14 protein-coding genes and 6 pseudogenes are annotated in these 20082 nt (G+C 70.5%); 9 read left to right on the forward strand and 11 right to left on the reverse strand.

Translation table 11 applies throughout. From position 1 onward, the window contains the following. Nucleotides 1-204 precede the first annotated feature (204 nt). Entirely contained in the window at nucleotides 205-894 is a 690-nt protein-coding gene (locus Sri02f_RS38230) for a TetR/AcrR family transcriptional regulator (protein WP_245970979.1), read from the forward strand. Nucleotides 895-952: 58 nt separating this feature from the next. Beyond that, a pseudogene (locus Sri02f_RS43400) lies at nucleotides 953-1243 on the forward strand (hypothetical protein); the annotation flags it as partial. Here the strand turns inward: Sri02f_RS43400 and Sri02f_RS38235 are convergent. Beyond that, nucleotides 1233-1547: an Imm32 family immunity protein gene (locus Sri02f_RS38235; RefSeq protein WP_109005912.1), complete on the reverse strand. Its 315-nt coding sequence runs from the start codon at nucleotides 1545-1547 to the stop codon at nucleotides 1233-1235. The pseudogene Sri02f_RS43400 and the gene Sri02f_RS38235 sit on opposite strands and share 11 nt — an antisense overlap. Before the next feature lie 122 nt (nucleotides 1548-1669). Here Sri02f_RS38235 and Sri02f_RS43405 point away from each other — a divergent pair. Further along, a pseudogene (locus Sri02f_RS43405) lies at nucleotides 1670-1820 on the forward strand (IS5/IS1182 family transposase); the annotation flags it as partial. A gap of 627 nt (nucleotides 1821-2447) precedes the next feature. Beyond that, on the forward strand, nucleotides 2448-3458 hold the full coding sequence (locus Sri02f_RS38250) for an alpha/beta fold hydrolase (protein WP_245970980.1): 1011 nt from the start codon (nucleotides 2448-2450) through the stop codon (nucleotides 3456-3458). Nucleotides 3459-3616: 158 nt separating this feature from the next. Here the strand turns inward: Sri02f_RS38250 and Sri02f_RS38255 are convergent, their stop codons facing one another. Further along, nucleotides 3617-4399, reverse strand: a complete 783-nt coding sequence (locus Sri02f_RS38255) for an MBL fold metallo-hydrolase (RefSeq protein WP_109005913.1) — start codon at nucleotides 4397-4399, stop codon at nucleotides 3617-3619. A 185-nt stretch (nucleotides 4400-4584) separates the two neighbouring features. Between Sri02f_RS38255 and Sri02f_RS38260 the strand changes: the two genes are divergently transcribed. Together Sri02f_RS38260 and Sri02f_RS38265 are read left to right on the forward strand one after the other, a co-directional pair. After that, a complete protein-coding gene (locus Sri02f_RS38260) occupies nucleotides 4585-5505 on the forward strand; it encodes a helix-turn-helix domain-containing protein (RefSeq protein WP_109005914.1) in 921 nt (306 codons plus the stop codon). Nucleotides 5506-5547: 42 nt separating this feature from the next. Beyond that, complete coding sequence (locus Sri02f_RS38265; protein WP_109005915.1) at nucleotides 5548-6384, forward strand: ATP-grasp domain-containing protein; 837 nt, start codon at nucleotides 5548-5550, stop codon at nucleotides 6382-6384. 137 nt (nucleotides 6385-6521) lie between these two features. Here the strand turns inward: Sri02f_RS38265 and Sri02f_RS38270 are convergent, their stop codons facing one another. Continuing rightward, nucleotides 6522-7463 carry a pyridoxamine 5'-phosphate oxidase family protein gene (locus Sri02f_RS38270; protein ID WP_109005916.1) on the reverse strand — a complete coding sequence of 314 codons (942 nt, stop codon included), beginning with the start codon at nucleotides 7461-7463 and terminating at the stop codon, nucleotides 6522-6524. After that, a complete protein-coding gene (locus tag Sri02f_RS38275) occupies nucleotides 7460-8158 on the reverse strand; it encodes a hemerythrin domain-containing protein (protein WP_245970981.1) in 699 nt (232 codons plus the stop codon). Before Sri02f_RS38275 ends, Sri02f_RS38270 begins: the two co-directional genes overlap by 4 nt. 236 nt (nucleotides 8159-8394) lie before the next feature. On the opposite strand from Sri02f_RS38275, the gene Sri02f_RS38280 reads away from it, so the two are divergent. Further along, nucleotides 8395-11739: an ATP-binding protein gene (locus tag Sri02f_RS38280; RefSeq protein WP_245970982.1), complete on the forward strand. Its 3345-nt coding sequence runs from the start codon at nucleotides 8395-8397 to the stop codon at nucleotides 11737-11739. 231 nt (nucleotides 11740-11970) lie between these two features. Then, nucleotides 11971-12732, forward strand: coding sequence for an isocitrate lyase/PEP mutase family protein (locus Sri02f_RS38285; RefSeq protein ID WP_109005918.1), 762 nt, complete (start codon nucleotides 11971-11973; stop codon nucleotides 12730-12732). Between the two features lie 133 nt (nucleotides 12733-12865). Here Sri02f_RS38285 and Sri02f_RS38290 read toward each other — a convergent pair whose 3' ends face one another. From Sri02f_RS38290 to Sri02f_RS43410, 7 genes and pseudogenes are all read right to left on the reverse strand, one after another. Then, nucleotides 12866-15436 (reverse strand): GH32 C-terminal domain-containing protein, encoded by a 2571-nt coding sequence (locus Sri02f_RS38290; RefSeq protein ID WP_109005919.1) that lies wholly within the window; start codon nucleotides 15434-15436, stop codon nucleotides 12866-12868. 248 nt (nucleotides 15437-15684) lie between these two features. Next, on the reverse strand, nucleotides 15685-16293 hold the full coding sequence (locus tag Sri02f_RS38295) for a hypothetical protein (RefSeq protein WP_109005920.1): 609 nt from the start codon (nucleotides 16291-16293) through the stop codon (nucleotides 15685-15687). Next, on the reverse strand, nucleotides 16290-17339 hold the full coding sequence (locus tag Sri02f_RS38300; protein ID WP_307721073.1) for a hypothetical protein: 1050 nt from the start codon (nucleotides 17337-17339) through the stop codon (nucleotides 16290-16292). Before Sri02f_RS38300 ends, Sri02f_RS38295 begins: the two co-directional genes overlap by 4 nt. 247 nt (nucleotides 17340-17586) lie before the next feature. Continuing rightward, nucleotides 17587-17823 (reverse strand): annotated as a pseudogene (locus tag Sri02f_RS43745) (L-serine ammonia-lyase, iron-sulfur-dependent, subunit alpha); the annotation flags it as partial. After that, nucleotides 17824-18383 (reverse strand): annotated as a pseudogene (locus Sri02f_RS38310) (aminotransferase class I/II-fold pyridoxal phosphate-dependent enzyme); the annotation flags it as partial. Between the two features lie 79 nt (nucleotides 18384-18462). Beyond that, nucleotides 18463-19596 carry an aromatic ring-hydroxylating oxygenase subunit alpha gene (locus tag Sri02f_RS38315; protein WP_109005921.1) on the reverse strand — a complete coding sequence of 378 codons (1134 nt, stop codon included), beginning with the start codon at nucleotides 19594-19596 and terminating at the stop codon, nucleotides 18463-18465. A gap of 41 nt (nucleotides 19597-19637) precedes the next feature. Continuing rightward, nucleotides 19638-19781: pseudogene (locus tag Sri02f_RS43410) on the reverse strand (MBL fold metallo-hydrolase); the annotation flags it as partial. 2 nt (nucleotides 19782-19783) lie between these two features. On the opposite strand from Sri02f_RS43410, the pseudogene Sri02f_RS38325 reads away from it, so the two are divergent. Beyond that, nucleotides 19784-20077 (forward strand): annotated as a pseudogene (locus Sri02f_RS38325) (IclR family transcriptional regulator domain-containing protein); the annotation flags it as partial. Nucleotides 20078-20082: the final 5 nt, after the last annotated feature.

The following is a 20082-nucleotide window of genomic DNA, read 5'->3' on the forward strand; positions in this document are numbered from 1 at the left end:
GGCGAGCAGATACTCGTCACGGCAACCGACCGTCGTCCGGCCCGCCACACTCCGTTCCTCCACCCTCGCCTCAACGTCACTCACCGAGCGCACCCCGGGTACGTCAGGCGGTACGCTCGTACCCGTACGCAAGGGGCGGGTCGGCCTTCCGACCCGCAGCCATCCCCCGCTTCCGGGCGGGGACGCTCATGGGAGACTGCTGCGGTGACGGCCCAGACCGACTCGCGTGACCGACGCCCGCGCCGAACGGCGCGCAGGCGGGTCGTCGACACTGGTCGGCGGGAACAACTGCTGCGCCAGGCCGAGGAGATCATCCTGGCCGAAGGCTTCACCGCGGTGACCGTGGATGAGCTCGCCCAGCGGCTGGGGTGCTCCAAGGCGACGCTGTACAGCCTGGCCTCCACGAAGGAACAGCTGGTGCTGGCGGTCACCCGCGCCTTCTTCCGGGAGGCGACCGCCGAGATCGAGCAGACCGTCCAGGCCGAGCCCGACCCCCGGCAGCGCATCCGGGTCTATCTCGCCGGCGTCGGCACGGCCATGCGCCGGCATTCTCATGCCTTCTACGACGACATGGTCGGCTACGAACCGACGGCGCAGATCTATCGCAAGAACTCCGCCGCCGCGGCGCACCGAGTCCACGAACTCATCGAGGAGGGCGTGCAGGCCGGCGTCTTCCGGGCGCTCAACGGCCACTTCGCCGCCCAGGTCGTGGCAGTCACCATCGACGCGGTCCAGTCGGGGGTTCTCCTGGAGAGGACCGGCCTGACCGCCGGCGACGCCTTCTCCGAACTCGGGGACCTCCTGCTGGACGGCCTCAGCTCGACACAGGGCGCTTTCGCCCCTCCCTCCACAGCTGACCGCTCCCCCAGCGGCCAAGCCCCGACACCCGGGTAAAGCGGAGAAAAGCGGATGGGGATGCATTTCGCGGATCCTCTCTGACCGAGAGCGTGACCTGGAGGTCGTCCGAAAGGCCCCTGACCAGCGCGGCTTCCAGGTCCAGCCCAAGCGGTGGGCGGTGGAGCGAACCGTTTCGTGACTCACCGCCCACCGACGCCTGGCCAGGGTCAACAAGACCAGTCCCGCCCATTCGGAGACGATGATCCGCTGGGCGATGATCGGCGTCATGGTCCGCCGCCTCACCCGAGGCCGGCCGGCAATCCGACCAGGCCCACGGTCGCTCTCTCGGGCTGAGGCCTGCGGGCTCGACCGCCGTGTGACCGAAGGCTCTCCGCTCACCTCGTGAACGCGATCACCAGTGGGTCCGACTCCGGCGCGATGTAGTCGCATGCCGGGGAGTCGACGTGGCGATGATCGCTTGCATCTGCTTCGGAGGCGAAGTCTTCGATGTTGTCGGCAAGGAGGTCGAGCGCTTTGCGCCCTCCTTGGATCCGCAGGGCCTGGTCCTCCGTGACGATCGAAGCGGTGTCGCGCTCCGGATCCTCCCGAAACGCGATCGTGGACAGCGACCTCTCGTAGGGAAAGGGATGCGGGCTCTCCGCGAGATCACAGCTTCCGGCCTTCCCCCGCAGCAGCTGCCCGAGCGGCAAGAGCCCTTGACGCGCCCCAGAGAGCTCGAGCTCTGTGGTTGCCCCGCTGTACAGAACCCGTTCGCCTCGCGCGCCGATGCACGCGCCTGGGCCGGACCGGCGGCTGCCCGGCACCTCAAGAACTGGTCCCGGTCCGCGACCGCAAGGTCAGTGCCTCGAGCCGCAACCACCGGTTCTCCGTGAACGTGCAGTCGTCATCGATGCCGACACCCGCCTTGCCGTGGCCGCAGCGCGCCCGGCACCGGGCCACCAGCCGACGCCCACGTGGCGCGGGGACACGATCGTCGCCCCTTCGATGATGCGGCGGCTGATCGACCGGCAGGTCACCGGACAACGTCGCTCCCGTTGCCGATGCACGCCTCGCCGTACTGACCGCTCGCGAGCGGAAGGCGCTGGGTCTGGTCGGCCGCAGGCTGAACAACGGGGAGATCGCCGCGAAGCTGTTCCTCGGCGAGACCATTGTCAAGACCCGCGTGGCCCGCGTCCTCGCCAACTGCACGTCCCCGACCCGATCCAGGCCGTCGTCCTGGCCTACGAGAGCGGACTGGTTCGCCCTGGCGGATGAACGTGTCGGGCGCTCAGGATGACGCCCGACGACACAGCCGCTTCCTAGTTTCTGGGCATGTCGATCATGCGGGAGTTCCTTCGCCGCCCCCGGGCTACCGGCGTCGTCGCTCCCAGCTCCCCCACACTCGCGCGGGCCATGGCCTCCGGTCCGCACCTCAACCGCTCCCAGGACCCATCGGGTCCTTCAGACCCTGTGTCGACCGGCCCGACCTGACGAGGTCGCCGGGTCAGGAACAGCTCCACGATCCGCGCGCCCCGCAGACATCCGTACGCGGAGCGCACGGCAAGTTCAACGCGCCGGGGGACCCCTCCGGCCCGACTCAAGGAATTCGCATGTCCTCAACCAACCGACGCACCCATATCTCCCGGCGCACCGCGATGGCGCTGGCCGGCATGTCGGTCGTCGCGGCTGTCGCCGCCACGGCGCCGAGCGTGGCCAATGCCGTGAGCGGCAGCTCCAGCGGCACGCGGCAGGCGGTCACCCAGACGCAGAGCGCCGAGAGCGCCAGCACCGCCCCCAACCTGCGCGTCAAGGCCGCCAACGGCGTCACCTACCTGTACCGCCGCTTCGGCCACCCCAGCGCGGGCAGCGTGCCCCTGGTCTTCTTCCAGCACTTCCGCGGCAACATCGACGGCTGGGACCCCAAGCTCGTCGACACCATCGCCGCCAAGCGCGAGGTCATCCTCGTGGACAACGTCGGCGTCGGCGGCTCCACCGGCATCACCCCCAGCACCGACCAGCAGATGGCCCTGGACGCCATCGACTTCATCGACGCCCTCAAACTGCCCCGCTACGACCTGTTCGGCTTCTCCCTCGGCGGCGAGGTCGCCCAGGAGGTCGCCCTGCGCCGCCCCTGGCAGGTCCGCCGCGTCGTCCTGGCCGGTACCGGCCCCCAGGGCGGAGTGAACCAGCGCGCGACCGACCCCGACATCTTGCAGAGGAGCCTGAAGGACAACCCCGGGCCTGAGGACTACCTCTTCCTGTTCTTCAAGAACACCGCCTCCAGCCAGGCCGCGGGAACGGAGTTCCTGCAACGCCTCGGGCAGCGCACCACCGACCCCGACACCCCCACAAGCCTCGTCACCCGCGACCACCAGCTCACCGCGTGGTCCGACTGGGGCATCACCGACAAGTCCAAGCTGGTCCGCCTGAAGTCCCTCTTCCAGCCCGTCCTGGTCGCCGACGGCGACAGCGACATCCTGATGCCGCCCGAGAACTCCCACCTGCTGGCCAAGTACCTCCCCAACGCCCAGCTGCACATCTACCCGGACGCCGGCCACGGGTTCCTCTACCAGTACGCCGTCAAGTTCGGCACCGAGGTGAACACCTTCCTCGACCGCTGACAGCACATCCGGCGCAAGACGGTCGCCAACCGTAGGCGCCGGCGGCGACGACGCCGTCGACGTCGTGTGGCCGTTGCCCAGGTCGCCAGTGGTGCCTGTGCCAGCGTTGTTGATCAGGACCTTCACGTCACCCGTGGTCTTGGACGCGGCTGAAGGCGTCAGGACTTGGGACCGAACATGTAGGCGTTGGCGACGTCGATGAGGGCGGCGCCCCGGTAGGCGGGGTAGCGCTCGGTGATGGCCTTCTTGTAGGCGTCGCCGTCGTCCCCGAGGAGTTCGCGGCCGGCGTCGACGTACTCCGTGAGCTCGGCCCAGACGGCCGGGGTGGTCGGCTCGCCGTGGCCGGGCAGGATGGTGTCGTACTCGGAGTGGGCGGCGAAGCGGTCGATGTTGGCCTGCCAGCCGTCGAAGTCCTTGTCCAGGAACCACAGGTGGGTGCGGTTGTAGACGACGTCCTGGGCGACCAGGACCCCCTGTTCGGGCAGCTTGATCACGAGGGTGGTGTGGATCTCGCCGCCGGTGACCTTCTCGAACTCGAAGGGGATGCCGTCGATGACCTCGGTGCCGGGGGTGATCTCCACGGTCGGGGTCATGTCGGCGAGCGGGATCGGGGCGCCGGTGGGCAGGTCGGTCTTGTCGCCCATGGCGACGATCTCCGCGGTGGTCTCCGGCAGCGCGTGCACGGGAACGCCGAAGCGGGCCGCGCCCTGGTAGTGGTCGGGGTGCGCATGGCTGATGACAAGGCGGTCGAGCGGCTTGCCGAGGCTCTTGGCGTAGGCGACGATCTCGTCGGCGTAGGCGAGGACGAACTGCGCGTCGACGGCGACGATCCGCGACGGCGTCTCGATCAGCTGGGTGTTGACGTCCAGGCCGTCCTCGGGCGCGCCGTAGCTGTGGATACGGACGGGTCCCTTGTCGATGACTGTGAGGGTTCCGTGCATGGCTCTGCTCCTGCCGACGTGGGTGAGGACATGGGGGAAGGGGCGGATCGTCGGTGGCCGGCTCTCGATCGGCCATCGACCGCAACGGACAGCGGCTGACTCCCGCGCCGTAGGCTCGCTGCCCCTGGAACCACTCCATACTGCGACGGAACCCGACAGCCCGCGAGGTACGCTGCGGTCTTGTGATGGTCCACAGGCGACATGCGCCGCAGCAGCCCGGTCGGCAGGAGACGGGACTGCCGAAGGTCGTCTTCCAGCCTCCGGCCGGAACCCAGGAGGGCCTGGAGGTGATGACCCTGGCCGACTTCCGCGACCGCACCCGTGACTGGCCCTGGCACATCGCCACCCCGCACCGGCAGGACTTCCACGCCCTGCTGCTGGTCACCTCCGGCACTCTGCGGCACCGGGTCGACTTCACCGGGTACGTGCTGCCGCCCGGCTCCTGGCTGTGGATCCGGCCGGGCCAGGTGCACCAGTGGCAGAATCCCGACCTGGCCGAGGCCGTCATGATCCTCTTCCAGGAGGACTTCGTGGCCCCCGAGACCGCCGAACTGGCCGGCCTCGGCGTCACCACCGCCCCGATGCCCGTGTGCAGCCCCGGTCCTTCGGAGGCCCCCGCTCTGGCAGCGGCGGCCGAACAACTGGCCGCGGAATTCTCCCGGTCGAACCGCCGTCCGCCGCCGGTGCACGCCGCCCTGCTGCACCGCCTGCTCGATGTCGTGCTCCTGCGCCTCGCCCGCCTGCAGCAGCACGGCCACGGCGCGGAATCCGCCCCCGAGCCCTTCCTCCGCTTTCGCGACGCCGTCGAACGAGACTTCTCCCGCACCCACCGCATCGACGACTACGCCCGCGAACTCGGCTACTCCACTCGCACCCTCACCCGCGCCACCCGGACAGCGGCGGGCCTCAGCGCCAAGGACTACCTCGACCAGCGCCTCGCCCTGGAGGCCAAGCGCCTCCTCGCACACGGCACCGAACCCGCCTCCGCCGTCGCAGCCCACCTCGGCTTCACCAGCGCCACCCACTTCGGCAAGTTCTTCCAACGCCACACCGGCCGCACTCCCCTGGCGTTCCGCGCCTCACAACGCGCGTTGCCGCCGACCTAGCCGCCCACGCCACCCGAAGACCACCGAACCAGGAGACTCCCCGTGCCCGACCGCCCCAGCGTTTTGTTCGTGACCGATCTCGCCTACGAGGCCCGTGGGCGGCGCTACTGCGACGAGGACGTCTTCCTGTCGTCACGGCTGCGGAACGACTTCGACGTCGCGTTGTGCCATCCGCTGGACGCGGCGGCTCTGATGGACGCCTTCGACGCGGTCGTGGTCCGCAACAGCGGCCCGGTGCTGCACTACCAGAAGGAATACGACGCCTTCCGCGACCAGGCCGCAGCGCGCGGCACCCGGGTCTACAACCCGCTGTCCGGCCGGGCCGACATGGCCGGCAAGCAATACCTGCTGGACCTGACCGCAGCCGGATACCCCGTCATCCCCACCATCGACCGGCCCCAGGACCTCGGCCGCCTGCCCGAGGCCGACCAGTACGCGGTCAAGCCGAAGGCAGGGGCGGACTCCATCGGCCTGCGCTTCTTGCCTCAGGAGCAGCTGGCCGGCCTCGCCTACGGCGACATCCTGGTCCAGCCTCGCATCGACTTCCGCTACGAGGTGTCGTTCTACTACGTCGACGACGCCTTCCAGTACGCCCTGCACGCCCCCGACCCCGAACGGCGCTGGGTCCTCGAGCCCTACAAGCCCACCGAAGCCGACCTCGACTTCGCCCGCCGCTTCATCGACTGGAACACCCTCGACCACGGCATCCAGCGCGTGGACGCCTGCCGCACCCAGGAGGGTGCCCTGCTCCTGGTCGAGCTCGAAGACCTCAACCCCTACCTGTCCCTGGACCACCTCGACGACCCGACCCGCGACACGTTCGTCACCAGTATGACGACCTCCCTCCACCGGTTCCTGGGAACGTCACGCCGCCCCTGAACCGGCAGGCCGCCGGTCACCTCAGAGGGCGGTACGTGACCTGATCTCCGGTTCGGGGTCGCCTGATCCTGTGACGATCGAGGGTCGACGTCGTTCGCGGGGTCAGTGGTGCGGGGAACGAAGAAGTGACCGGTCGGTCAGGGCCGCTGCCGCTGCCGCTGCCGGGCGGCCGCCGCGAGTGCGCGGAACTCGTTCCACTGCACTGCGGGACGTGGGAGGCCGCGGCGTTCGAGGTACCGGTCGGTGGACTCTTGGGTGCGGCGCAGAAGCCGCAGCGCGTCGCTCGGTCGTCCGGAGCCCATCGGCTGGACCACCCGGTCGGGCACCAGCACCAGGCCGGTTCCGCTGTCCGTCAGCCGTCCTCGGACGAGTGCGTTCCTCATGTGGTTGAGGCGTTCGTCGTGTCGGTGCACCAGCAACGAGGCCGGGCCCGGTGTCGCGGCGCAGTCGGACGGCACCAGGAGTGCGTAGCCACTGGCCGTCGGCTTCGGCTGGACCCGGGCCAGCACCGGCGCCCCGGCGGCGTCACGGGCGGCGAGTACCGCACTGGGATAGCGGGCGAGTTCTCCGGCGCCCGTCAGCGCGGCACCGCCGTCCGCAGTCGCGGGTGCCTGTGGGACGGGGAGCGGGGCTGCGGGGCGCAGGATCACCTGTTCGGGCGTGACCGTGATGAGGAGCCGCAGGTAGTACCAGTCCATCAGCCACCGCATGGGACGTGACAGGTACGCGCGGCTGTGCGGCTGCCGCTCGAAAAGCATCCGCCAGTAGTCCTCGGCGCCTTGCGGACCCGTCAGGACGGCGTCGGGGCACTCGGCCCGCCCGCCGACGAAGATGTGCGGGGCGTCGGTCAGGCCGCTGCCGGTGGGGTCGGAGAAGAGCAGTGCGACGCGTCCGTCGCGGCGCACGTTCAGGGCCTTCTGCGCGAACGCGAGGGACGTGGTGAGCAGCAGCGTTCCGTCGGCACGGCGTGCTGCTGCCGCCGGCCAGACGAGCGGCGTTCCGTCCGGACCGAGGGTGGCGAACTCGCATGTGCGGTAGGCGTCGAGGACTTCGTGCGGGACGGCGTCGAGTACGGTCACTGTCCCGCCTCCCCGTTCAGCGGCGCTCGCATGGCGCGGCAGGACGCGGCGTACTGGCGTCGTCCCACCGTCTTCCACAGCAGCCGGCCGAGCAGCGGGACTCTGCTCAGGAAGTGGGTGCGCTCCTGTTCGGTGGCGTCTTCGAGGATGGCGCCGAGGGCCAGCATGATCTTGTTCTTCGGCAGGGTCTCCAGTCCGCGGCGGCCCACGAGGTCCCACTCGGTGACGGTCAGGTGGTCGGCGATCAGTGGAAGGACCAGCCGTTCCTCTTCGTCGAGATGCTCGAGCAGGGCGGATCGGTGCTCGTCCAGCGCCAGGGCGAGTTCCTGCGCGGCGACGCTGTCCGCCGAACGGCCCCATACCGGCCCCCACTCGGCGACCGCCGCCAGGCTCTGATCGAGGTGTTCGTGCTGCTCTTCCATGCGGGCGACCAGGTCGTCGGCAGCCGCCCGGGCACGCAGCAGCGGCCAGATCAGCTCGTCCTCGACCGTGTGGTGATGGTGCAGGCCCATGAGGTAGTCGTCAAGGTAAGCCGACACCTGTGCCGCACGGGCGGTTTCCCCGTCCGGTACGGCACGCACCAGACGGGGCAGCAGCGCCGACTCGCGGCGGAAGACGCGGTGGACCACGACCATCTCGTGGGTGCAGGGGCCCCCGGCGGCGGTCAGTTCGGACGATGGACTACTGGCGGTCACGCTCGGTTGCTCCAGTGCTCAGGATCGGACATCACCACAGGCGCCGACCGTGTCGCGACCCGCTTGGCGATCACTTGGCGACTCGCTTGGCGTCTCGCTTGGCGGCCCGCGGACGATCTCTGCGTGGCTCGTCGGTGCTGTCCGGGTGGCTCTCTGGTGGCCCGTCGTCATGCGGGGCCAGGGCGTTCATCCTCCGTTGAGGGAATGCGCGAGGCGCTGGGGTAGATTCCGGCCGTGTGCTGCGCATTCGAGTGCTCGGCCCCTTGGAAGCCGAGCTCGGGGGCAGAACGGTCGCGTTGGGCGCCCCGCGACAGCGGGCCGTTCTCGCGCTGCTGATCGCTGCCCGCAACAAGGTGGTGTCCGTCGACCGCATGACGCACGAGCTGTGGCAGGGGGCGCCACCCGGCAAGGCGACCGTGTCCTTGCACGCCTATGTGTCGAACCTGCGCCGACTGCTCGAACCCGAGCGGCCACCCCGAACTCCGGCCTCCCTCCTGGTCACCACACCTCCGGGCTACGCACTGCGACTGTCCCAGGACGCGGTGGACGCCTGGCGCTTCGAGGCCCGGGTGAGCCGCGCGCGTACGGCACCGGCCGCGCAGGCGCGGGACATGCTCGGTGAGGCGCTGGGCTGGTGGCACGGGCCCGCCTTCCACGGATACTCGGACGAGACCTGGGCGGAGCTCGAAGTCGTACGCCTGAACGCCCTGTTCGCCGAGGCTCGGGAATTGGCCGTCGCAGCCGATTTGCGCACCGGGCACACGTCCGAGGCGACCGCGGCGGCCGAAGCCCTGGTGCGGGAGGGCCCGTTGCGGGAGGAGGGATGGCGTCTGCTCGCCCTCAGTCATTGGGCCGCGGGCCGGCAGAGCGACGCCCTGTCCTCGTTGCGCCGCGCCAAGGCCGTACTCCGCGACGAGCTCGGCTGCGACCCCTCATCGGCCCTGGAAGAACTGGAGCATGCGGTCCTCACCCGGCGTCTCGAGGTACTGCACGCCGTCGCACCCCCACCACAGCCGCCGCCGGCCACCGCTCCGGTCGGTGTGCACGGCAGCGGACCCGGCCTCTTCGTAGGGCGGAAGGGGGAACTGCATGCCCTGTCCGCCGCCACCAGGGCAGCCCGCCACCGCGGGGGCGTGGTGCTGGTCACCGGGGAGGCCGGCGCCGGAAAGTCCGCTCTCCTCAGCCGACTCGGCGACCGCCTGCGAGGCGAGGGCTGGAGGGTGGTGGTCGGCCGTTGCCCGGAGCTTGAGGGGGCTCCGCCGGCCTGGGCCTGGTCGGAGGCGCTGGGCGCGCTCGCACATGACATCCCCCCGGCTTTTCCCCGGCATCTGGCGGCCCTGCTGCACGATTCCGACGACACAGCGGCGGTGACACGCGACGAGGTGGCGGCCGGGCGCTTCCGCCTGCACGGCGCCGTGGCGGACTGGCTGCGTGATGCGGCCGCCCGGCAGCCGCTCGCCGTCCTCCTCGAAGACGTGCACCGTGCCGACGGGCAGACCCTCGCCCTGCTCGAAGCGGCGGCCGGGATCAGCGGCGTTCCGCTTCTCAGCGTCGTCAGCTATCGCCCGGCGGAGGCAGGGGAGAACCTGGTCAAGTCCCTGGCCCATCTCGCTCCTCTGGTTCCGCACCGTATTGCACTCACCGGCCTGTCGTCACAGGACGTCGCCACAGTGGTCCGCGCCGTCTGCGCGACCCCGGTGGACGACGTCACGGTTGCAGCGCTCGCCGAACGCACCGGCGGCAATCCCTTCTACGTCTGGGAGAGCGCTCGTCTGCTGGCCAGCGAAGGCGCCCTGGTGGCCGTGTCGGAAGTCCCGCAAGGCGTCCGGGACGTTCTGCGCAGGCGTCTGGCCCTGCTTCCGCCGCAGGCGCGCTCGGCAGTACAACTCGTGGCCGTGGCCGGGCTGGAGGCCGACGTCGCGCTCTTGACGGGTGCCGCCGACGTGGACGAGGAGACCCTGCTCGCGGGCCTCGACGCCGCCGTGGCCGCAGACCTGCTGAGTGAACCCGGTCCCGGACGGGTCCGTTTCGTGCACGCGCTGGTCCGCGACACCGTGTACACCGATCTGTCCGGCATCCGCCGTTCCCGCCTGCACGACCGTATCGCTCGACGACTGCGCCGACACCGTCCCGACGACTTCGCCGCCCTGGCGCACCACTTCGCCCGCTCGGGCAGGACCGCGAACGCCGCGGCGAGCGTCGACTACGCGCTGCGCGCCGCCGAAACGGCCGAACGGCGGTACGCCCACGACGTGGCCGTCGACCTGATCCAGCAGGCCGTGGAAACGTACACGGCGGCGACCCCCGCTGCCGACGTCGACCCGGAACACACGGTCGGCCTGCTGGTGCGGCTGCTGGGGGCACAGGTGCGCTGCGGCGCCACCGACGCGGCCCGGCGCACCCGCGAGCGGGCGACCGACCTGGCCGTACGGGCGGGCCGGGACGACCTGGTCGCGTCGGTCTACGGGGCGTGGACCGAACCCTCGCCCTGGCGCAGTCGCCTGGAGGGCTTCTACGACCGGGCGGCGCTGGCGCGGCTTGAACGGCTCGCCCGTGACCACACGCTTGACGATCCGACGCGTGCACGGGTGCTGCAGGTCCTGGTCGATGCGGTGGCCGCCGAAGACGCGCCGCGCGCCGTGGAGGCGGCACGCGCCCAGCTCGGGCTGGCGCGGGCCGTCGGCGAACCGCGCCTGCTGGCTTCCGCGTTGATGACCTCCGCCAAGCTGCTGCCGCACGAGGTGCAGGGCGGTGCCCGCACCCCGCTCATCGGCGAGTTGCGCGTGCTCGCCCGGCAGCACGACCTGCCCGCCTATCGCTGGGTGTGCGAGCACCTCGACAGCATGACCGCCGCAACCCGCAACAATCCGGTCGCGGTACGCCGGCACACTGCCGAGGGCCTTCGACTGTCGCGCCGGTACCGGATGTTGTGGGCGGAGGGCATCAACCTCACCACGACGGCCATGCTGGCGGCCATCGCGGGACGCTTCGACGACGCAGAGGCCACCTACGCGCAGGCCGACGACGTGTTCCAACGCGTCGGGACGCGCTACGCGCAGGGGCCTCGTACGCTGGGTCTGTGGACGATCCGGCTCACGCAAGGGCGAGCAGCGGACATCGAGCCGGAGGTACGCGATCTGCATGCCGCCGTCGGCGCCCCCGTCGCCGTGGCTCACGCTCTGGTCCTTTCCCGTCTGGGCCGGCTGGATGAGGCGCGCGCCGTTCCCTGCCCGCCGCGGCCGGTGACCGACCACCTCTACGGCGTCGAACTCGACTACCGCTGCGCGATCGCGGTCCTCCAGCGAGACGTGGACACGGCGGTCGGCCTGATCGCCGATGTGCTTCCCCTCAAGGAGCAGTTCGCCGGTACCGCCGGCGCCGCGTACGCTACCCGTCCCCTCGCTCACGCCCTGGCGGACCTGTACCGGCTCGTCGGCGAGAACCAGGCCGCCGCCGACGCCTACGCCCTGGCAGAACGTGTCGCGTCGACCTGGAGCGCACCCCACCACGCGACTGCCGCCCGCCGGGCCGCCGCGGAACTGTCCACGCACTCGGCCCGTCGGCGGACGTTCACGACGTGACGCTCGCTCCCCGGCTCGGCCCCGCACACCACGCGGGCGAACTGGTCCGCAGCCTGCCACCACGTTGCGGCCCTTGCAGGTCAGGCTCCGTCACGTCCGCCGGCCGTTCTTCGGCCGGCCGGTGGAACCAGGTGGTCTTGCGGTCTTGTTGTCGCAGCCGAGTGTCTTCGCGATCGGGCGGCGCGCCGTCGACGCGTAGTTGTGGCGGCCCGGGGGGGTAGCGTCCTCGACATGGACATTCGCACCACCGTTGAGCGCGCTCAACGACTCAAGCAGCTGCACGCCGAGTACCAGCCGCTCGTGCTGCCGACCGTATGGGACGTCTGGTCCGCGCGGACGGCAGCCGGCGCCGGATTCCCCGCGCTCACCATCGGCAGCCATCCGCTCGCCGACTCCCGTGGCGCCGACGACCACGAGGGGCAGACCTTCGAGGAGGTACTCGCCGCCGTCAGGCCCATCATCGCGGCGGTCGACGTTCCCGTCTCCGTCGACCTGGAGGCCGGCTACGGACAAGAACCCGTGGACCTCATCGCCGGACTCACCGAGGTCGGCGGTGTCGGCCTCAACATCGAGGACACCGTCCACTCGGACGGCGGACGCGTGCGCACCACGCAGGAACACGCAGACTACGTCGCCGGCCTGCGCGCAGCGGCTGACGACGCCGGGATCCCGGTGTGGGTCAACGGGCGCACCGACCTCTTCCTCCACGCTGAGGATGCCTCCGCCGTCCTCGACGAGGCGATCGAGCGACTGCGTGCCCTGGAGCGGGCCGGTGCCGACAGTGTCTACCCGGTGGGCATTCAGGACGACGACGACCTGCTGACCGCGGTGACCGGCGCCGTCGCCGTCCCCGTGAACTCCACGGCGCATCCCGTCAAGCACGACCTTGAGCGCTTCCGCCGCCTCGGCGTCGGCCGGATCACCTACGGCCCGCTGCTGCAATTCGCCTTGACGGACGCGATGAAGGGCATGCTCGGGCGGTGGGCTCCCTAGGATCTGTCGTTTGGACCACCCCGCGGACGCGGGGGGGGGTCCCCTCCTTTCCCCGCGTCCTCCGGGCGGGCAGCCCGGCGAGCACGGGCTGCTTCACGGCGTGTGGTTCTGCGTGGTCCGGGGTGACGCGAGGTCAGTCACGGAAGGAATCGAGGTGCCAGACGCGGGCCTGGTCCAGCTTCACCGAGCCGTTCTCGGCGAAGACCTGCACGCCCTGGCTGGCGGGGTCGGGGAAGATCTGGTCGGTGATCACCGCATCGCCGCTGCCGCCGAAGACCTCGACGGACGACCAGTCGACAAGGATCCGCAGTCTCACCTTGCCGTCCTTCGCCTGCAACGGTGCTCGCTGGACGCCGGGGAAGGAGCTGCTGAAGTCCACGGCGCCGGAGTGGGTGCGGTCGACGTACAGCTCCTGGGTCGTGGTGTCGTAGCCGATGACGGTCTCCTCCCCTCCGGCGCCGGTACGCACCTTCAGGCCGAAGCGGTCGGCGTCCTTGAGGGAGAAGGTGGCCTCGATGTCGAGTGCCTTTCCCTTGCTCGCGGGGCCGGTCAGGGGCTTTGCGGTGCTCTTGACGGTGACGCCGGCCGCCGTCGCCGGGCTCCCCCGACGCAGGGACTCCAGGCTGCTCACCGGCTTGCTGGTCAGCCGGATGTGGCCGTTGACGGTGCGCAGGGCCATTTCCCGGGGGATGCTCTGCGCGCCGCGCCAGGGGGAGGTGGGGATGGCGCCGCTGTAGTCCCAGTCGTTCATCCAGCCGATCATGTACCGCTTGCCGCCCGGCGCGTTCTCCCAGGACACGGCCGCGTAGTAGTCCTTGCCGTAGTCGGCCCAGTCGGCGCGCTGTACGAGGGACCGGGCGGGCTTGTCGGCGGCGGTGAACTGGTCGGCCAGGACGTGGCCCCACCCGGCGGTATTCGCGTCGACAACCTGGATCTTCGCCTCCTTGCCGGCGTAGGGGCGCAGATCGAAGGAGGCCCAGTCGAGGGTCTCGCTGTCGGAGCCGGTGGCGCTGCGGACGACCTGGCCGTCGACGAGCAGGTTGACGGACGTCTCCTGGGAGACGGGCCGGGCCTTGGTGTCGGAGAGCATGATGTGGTCGACGTTGAGGTGACCCCAGCCCCCGGTGTTGTCGTCGACGATCCTGATCTGCGCCTTCTTGCCGGCGAGGTCGCCGACGTCCCAGGAAGCCCAGGCGAGTGCCTCGGCGTCCTTGCCGGTGGCGCTGCGCACGACCCGGCCGTCGACGAGGAGTTCCAGGGCAGTGGGGTCGGGGGAGCCGGCGGGGTGGTCGCCGCCGCCGATGAGGAAGTTGATGTGGTTCTTGTCGATGGTGAATTCGGGTGAAGTGAGGGTGCCGGTGGTGTGGTCGCCGTCCAGGTAGGTATCGACCAGGCCGTCGCCCAGCCAGCCGGAGACCTCTTGCTGGTCGGGGAGGGTGCCGGTGGCAGGTGCGGCGCCGAAGGCGTCTCCGGTCGTCGTCCAGGCTCCGTAAGTGCCGCCTTCGAAGTCGGCGAGGACCGTGCCCGCGGGCGGGGGGCCCTGCTCCGGGACGGTTCCGGCCTCGTGCGGGTGCCGCCCGCCGCCGATCCTGAAGTTCAGATAGGGGCTGTCGACGGTGAACGCGGGCGAGGTGAGGCTGCCGGTGGCCCCGTCTCCGCTGTGGAAGCTGTTGGCGAGGCCCTTGCCGTCGAAGCCGTCGACGGTGCCCTGGCCGGCCAGTGTCCCGGCCGCCGGTCCGTCGCCGAACGCCGTGCCGGTGGTCGTCCACGTACCGAAGTCGCCGCCCTCGAAGTCCTGTACGACCGTTCCGGTGGGCGGAGTGTAGGCGCCCTTGTCCTCGGCCGTGAACCGCTCGCCGTCGAAGTCGCCGATGAAGTACTGAGCTGCCGAACCGCCCGCTATGCCACCGGGGTTGATGTTGACGACCAGGACCCACTTGATGTGGTGCGGATCCCCGTCGACCGCGAGGGGGAACAGGTCGGGGCATTCCCACACGCCGCCGGTCGCGCCGGCCGGCCCGAACTCGCTGAGCAGGTCCCAGTCCTTGAGATTTTTGGACGAGTAGAACCGCACCTTGTGCTCGGTGGACAGTGACACCGTCATCAGCCAGCTCTTGGTCGGTGCGTACCACTGGACCTTCGGGTCACGGAATTCCCTGGAACCGACGTCGAGTACGGGATTGCCCTGGTACTTGCTCCAGGTGCGGCCGCGGTCGGTGCTGTAGGCAAGCGACTGGGCTTGTTTGCTGCCGTCGTTGTAGGCGCTGGTGTAGATCGCCACCATGGGCGGGTTCTTCTTCGTGCCGAACCCGGTGGTGTTGTTCGAGTCCACGACCGCACTGCCGGAGAACACCATCTCCTTGTCGTCGTGCGACAGGGCGAGCGGCAGCTCCTTCCAGTGCACGAGGTCCGTGCTCACCGCGTGCCCCCAGGACATGTCGCCCCACGCGTTGCCATCGGGGTTGTACTGGTAGAAGAGGTGATACTCCCCCTTGTAGTACAGGAGGCCGTTCGGATCGTTCATCCAGTTCTTCTCCGGGGTGAAGTGGAACTGGGGCCGGTAGACCTCGGAGTGCGGCGGGGTGTCGGCAGCGGCGGCCCGAGGGGCCGGCGGAGCTGCGGACAGTACGCAGACGGTCGCCACCGCCGCCAACATCCGTGTGCGGGCATGCCGGGCATGCCGGGATGCACCTCCAGAGCTCATAGCGCCTCCTGTGCTGCGGCTCTTCGCGCAGCGGACCCTGCTGCCCGGCGCGAAAGCGAACGGAAGTCGACGCCCTGCCGGGCGCCGACGTCCACGGCGTCCGACAAGGTGTGTCATCGTTGACTTATGTCAGCGATGACATCGAGTGGCCCTGATGATGGGGGCAATCCGACCAGGGCGTCAACAGCTCTGACGCCATGTCACCGCTGCGCGGCTGCTCGCCGGGTCAGGCGAGATGATCAGTGACCTCAGCGGCTCCGACCACGCCCGGCCAGTGTGAGGGCTTCCGGTCCCGCGAGGGCGTAGAGCCCCGTGCCGACCACCGTGAGGCACAGTGCCGTCCAGGTCGCCGCAGGCGTGCCGGTCGGCAGCAGCATCCAGGTCGCCACCTTCACGGGCACGCTGGTCTCCGAGGCCGGAGCGAGGAACGCGAATGCGAACCAGGTGAAGGGGAACGCCCAGGCGTGCCGCCCGCCCGCGACCGCCGCGCCGAGGGCGGCCAGCCCCGCCAGTCCCGCGCAGTCCCGGACGACGAACGCGGTCGTGGCCAGGTCCTGGCCCACCGCCTGCACGGTCAGGAGCACGGCGCCGACGATCGCGCCGTCGAGCAGCACGTGCGCCGCTCTGCGGGGCGCCCAGCGGATCGCGGCACCGCGGTCCAGGTCGACGTCCTGCCCACCGAGTCCGATCGAGAGGGCCATGGCGCCCGCGGTGAGGACGACCGCGGGCAGTTGCGTCCCACCGGGCGCGGCGCTGCCGTCCCGACTGAGCGCCCACACGGCAACGGCGCTGATCAGCACCGCGGCGAGCGACGCGGGCGCCTGACGCGAGCGTGCGTACAGCATCAGCCATCTCACCGGGACGGACCGCCTTTGAGCGCCACGAACGCGTCGCCCTCGCAGGAGAGAGCGGCGGCGCGCATCGCGTCGATGCGTTCGAGCTGTCGTGCCCGTGGCAGCGCCATGAGCTCCACCCACACCGGGCGGACCCTGGCGACGACGGCGCGGTTCAACGCTGCCGACCCGGTGCCGGGCAGCGGGTCGAGATCCCCCAGCACCCAGCCCGCCGCGACGGTCTGCGCGAACTGGTCGTCTCCGAACGTGCTCCAGCCGACGGGACTGCATCCCGGCACCATGCCCTGGGCGATCAGAGCCCTGGTCATCTCCTCGCCCTTCGCGGCGGCGAACATGTCGTCGTCGAAGTCGAAGAGCACGGTCGTGCGGGACCACCGGGGCGTGGCGCCGTCCGACAGCATGGCGGTGTTCTCCCGGACCGTCTCCGGCGCCCGGCCGTCCAGCGCGCCGTGCAGCAGACGCAGGGCCTCCTTGCCGGGGCCCGCCAGGCCGGCGAGTCGCGCCTGCTGCGTCCTGCTCACGCAGACGGCGCCGTCGCACACCGGCTTCGCGGCGGCCTCGTCGACGACGAACATCCGGCGCGGGTCGGAGGGCAGGACGAGCAGGGCGAGCGCCGCGCCCGCCAGGACGGGCGCCAGTGCCAGCAGCCGGGTGCGCAGGGTCGCGGCGACCAGCAGCGCGAAACCGGTCGACGCCACGCCCAGCATCCAGATCGACTGCCCGAGGTGCACGGAGGCGGAGAGGGTGACGAGCGCGTTCGGTACCTTTTCCACGGCCGGCGACAGCAGGACGAGCCGGTTCGGCTCCGCGCCGGGGGCCCCGGGCATCGGGGCGGTCTCCGTCCGGGCCAGGACGGCCGTGAAGACGAAGGCGCCCATGGCGAGCGCGGGCGGGGTGAGCACGGAAGGCAGGGCTCGCGCGGCCCCCATGCCCAGCACGGCCCCCGCGACGAGGGCGAGTACGCCCACCAGCGAGATGGGCAGCCACCCGAGGTGGGTGTACCCGGCGTGGGCGAACACCTGGACCGCGCCCACCAGGATCAGCAACACGAACGCCGCGACCAGGGCGCCCGCCGTCGTGCCCGCCAGCGTGGCCGCGCGGTGCCAGGGGGACGCGGTGTGCTCGTCAGCAGATCGGAGATCTTCGAGCGGTGCTCGCGCAGGCCCTGCAGTGCTCCGAGTCCTACGGCGAGCGGCCACAGGTAGAAGAGCAGAGTGCGGGTCCACAGGGCCATGGACGTCCACTGGCCCGTCCACGCCGTGGTGGTGTCCGACCACGTGCTGTCCGCCACCGCCACGATGCCGCGCGGACCTCGGCGAGGCCCCCGGCGGCCATGGAGCATGCGGCGCCGACCTCGCCCTGACAGCCGACCTCGGCGCCGGATATGGAGGCGTTCTCCTTGAAGAGCAGACCGATGGCGCCGGCGGCAAGCGGGAAGCGGACGATGCCGTCGTCGTCGGCGCCCGGGACGAAATCGAGCAAGTAGCGCAGGACGGCGGGGATGATGCCGGCCGCGCCGTTCGTCGGTGCGGTGCGGAAGGCGGCGAAGTCGAGCTGACGCGGGTAGGCCGACCAGCCCGCGATGATCACCTTCGGGCGGTGCTCCTTGGCGAGCTGCTCGACCTCGTCCATGTCGACCAGACCGGAGTCGTCGACGTGGTAGGGAACCACGTCGAACTGCTTGCCGGAGAAGTTGATGCGCATGCCGTGGGTGAGGTGGCCGCCGTGGGCCAGATCCAGGCCGAGGACGGTGTCGCCGGCTGGGCCAGGGCGAACAGCGCGGCCTGGTTCGCCGAGGCGCCGGAGTGCGGCTGGACGTTGGCGTACTCGGCGCCGAAGAGGTCCTTGAGGCGGTCGACGGCGATCTGTTCGGTGACGTCGACGTGCTCGCGGCCGCCGTAGTAGCGGCGGCCGGGGTAGCCCTCGGCGTAGTTGTCGGTCAGGACCGTGCCCTGGGCCTCCATGACCGCCACCGGAGCGAAGTTCTCCGAGGCGATCATCTCCAGGGTGGACTGCTGGCGCTTCAGCTCGGCGTCGACGGCGGCGGCGACCTCGGGGTCGAGATCGTGCAGGGACTGGTTGAGCAGGGTCATCAGCGGTCTCCTGTGAGGGTACCGGAGGGAGGAGGGAGAGCGGCGGCGGGCGGGCGGGGGTCCGAGGGTCGGGGCCGGGTCAGCGCGCGGGTCCGACGCCGAGCTTGTTCTGGAGCCAGGTGTGGAACTCGCCGATGTGGTGCTCGCTGGGCACCAGCACACCGCCCTTGGCGTACGCCTTCGAGCTCATCGCCGGCTGGGTGCGCTCACAGGCGTCGAAGTCCTGCTGGTTCACCCGGTGGAACAGCTCGACCGACCGGCTGACGTCCTTGCCGCTCTCGACGACGTGCGGCAGATACAGCCAGTCGCACTCGACGATCGTGCGGTCCACGGCCACCGGGTACATCCGGTGGAAGATCACGTGGTCGGGGACCAGGTTGACGAACACCTGCGGCCGGACGGTGATCGCGTAGTAACGGCGGTCCTGATCGCCGGACACTCCCGGGATGCGGTCCAGGCCCTCGGAGCCGTCGACCGTGAACCCCTGCACCTCCTCGCCGAACTCCGCGCCGTGGCCCACGTAGTACTGGGCGGCATACCCGTCCGCGAACTCCGGCAGCACCTCGGTCAGTTCGGGATGGATCGTGGCGCAGTGATAGCACTCCATGAAGTTCTCGACGATGAGCTTCCAGTTCGCCTTCACGTCATACGTGATCCGACGACCGACGGAAAGGCCGTCGACGCCGTACCGCTCGATCGACTCCAGGTCGCCGAGGCGCTCGACGACCGCCCCCAGCACCTCCGCCTCGAAGGACGGCGGCTCGTCGGCGAGGCACACCCACACATAGCCGAGCCACTCCCGCACATGGACGTTGATCAGGCCGTACTCGGTCCGGTCGATGTCCGGCATCGACGTCAGGTTCGGAGCGGCGACCAGCTTGCCGTCCAGACCGTAGGTCCATGCGTGGTATGGACACTGGAAGGCCCGCTTGACCTCGCCGGACTCCTCGGTGCAGAGCTTGGCCCCGCGGTGCCGGCAGATGTTGAGGAAGGCCCTGACCGACCCGTCCCGGGAGCGGGAGACGAGGACGCTCTCACGTCCGACCTGGTAGGTGCGGAAGGCACCGGGTTTCGCCAGCTCGGAGGCGCGGGTCACGCAGAACCACATGGCCTCGAAGACCCGCTCCTGCTCCTGGGCGAAGACCGCGGGGTCCGTGTAGTACTCGCCGGACAGCGTGGGGATCAGACTGGGCGGCAGGTTCGTGAGGGTCATCGGGTCACCTTCGGGACATTCGGGAAGCGGTGGCGGGCTGTTCAGTGGCCGCGGGCGATCCACTCGTCGAGGTGGGGCGTCTCGGCCCCGATGCTGGTGGTGCCGCCGTGGCCGGTGTGGACGGTGGTGTCGGCGGGGAGCGTCAGCAGCCGGTCCCGGACGGAGGCGATGATGGTGCCGAAGTCCGCTGGAGGCGTCCGGGCTGCGCCGGCTGACGCCGCACACCCTGACCGCCGTGGCGAAGCTGGAGAAGGGCCTCACCGAGGCACGCGAGCTCGGGTACGCGATGACGCTGGAGGAGCTGGAGACCGGACTGCACGCGATGGCGGCCCCGATCCGCTCCCGCGAGGGCGAGGTCATCGCCGCGCTCAGCGCCTCCGGCCCGGCCTACCGCTTCACCGAGGAACGCATGCGCGCACTCGCGCCCGTGCTGACGCGGGGGGCCGAGGAGATCAGCCGCAGGATGGGCCATCCGGGCTGACCGCC

This window comes from Streptomyces rishiriensis (assembly GCF_003112535.1).
GTDB classification, from domain to species: Bacteria; Actinomycetota; Actinomycetes; order Streptomycetales; family Streptomycetaceae; genus Streptomyces; species Streptomyces rishiriensis.

Coding starts and splice junctions, on each gene's coding strand:
- Sri02f_RS38250 (WP_245970980.1), top strand. CDS start 2,448: ATGTCCTCAACCAACCGACGCACCCATATCTCCCGGCGCACCGCGATG.
- Sri02f_RS38255 (WP_109005913.1), bottom strand. CDS start 4,399: ATGCACGGAACCCTCACAGTCATCGACAAGGGACCCGTCCGTATCCAC.
- Sri02f_RS38260 (WP_109005914.1), top strand. CDS start 4,585: ATGGTCCACAGGCGACATGCGCCGCAGCAGCCCGGTCGGCAGGAGACG.
- Sri02f_RS38285 (WP_109005918.1), top strand. CDS start 11,971: ATGGACATTCGCACCACCGTTGAGCGCGCTCAACGACTCAAGCAGCTG.
- Sri02f_RS38290 (WP_109005919.1), bottom strand. CDS start 15,436: ATGAGCTCTGGAGGTGCATCCCGGCATGCCCGGCATGCCCGCACACGG.
- Sri02f_RS38315 (WP_109005921.1), bottom strand. CDS start 19,596: ATGACCCTCACGAACCTGCCGCCCAGTCTGATCCCCACGCTGTCCGGC.